1 protein-coding gene is annotated in these 520 nt (G+C 63.5%); it reads left to right on the top strand.

The annotated features are described in order from the left end of the window. Positions 1 to 160: 160 nt before the first annotated feature. On the top strand, positions 161 to 520 hold a 360-nt coding region (locus HJG40_RS08365), incomplete at its 3' end, for a MobA/MobL family protein (RefSeq protein WP_215863766.1).

Genomic DNA, 520 nt, shown 5'->3' with positions numbered 1-520 from the left:
CTTTAGCGCGTTTTTAGGGCGGAACGAACTGCTGGAAGAGGCCTTGACGGTGTGGCAACATAGACCCGCAGCAAAAAGCAAGGGCGCACTTATGCAAACTCTGCGAGTTTGCGTGCGGTCAAGGCTTCGCCCCGACACCCCGTAGAAGGAGGAGGCCAGAATGGCGATCTATCATCTTTCCGTTAAGGCCATCAGCCGATCTGCAGGCCGCAGCGGCACGGCTTCCTCCGCGTATCGTTCCGGCGAGAAGATTGAGGATGAGCGGACCGGCGAAGTACACGACTACACGCGCCGAAGCGGCGTCGAGTCCGCCGATCTGGTGCTGCCGGAAGATGCCCCCGAATGGGCGGCGGACCGGGCGGCGCTGTGGAATGCCGCCGAGCAGGCGGAAACGCGGAAGAACGCAACGGTTGCCCGCGAGTTCGAGATTGCCCTGCCCGAAGAACTGCCCCCTGCCGAGCGGCGGCGTCTGGCGCTGGATTTTGCGGGAGAGCTGGTCCAGCGGCATGGCTGTGCAGCG

It is taken from the genome of Acidithiobacillus concretivorus, assembly GCF_018853445.1.
In the GTDB taxonomy this organism is placed as follows: Bacteria; Pseudomonadota; Gammaproteobacteria; order Acidithiobacillales; family Acidithiobacillaceae; genus Acidithiobacillus; species Acidithiobacillus concretivorus.
Note: the sequence above shows the minus strand (reverse complement) of the source record. Positions and strands in the feature narration are given on the sequence as shown.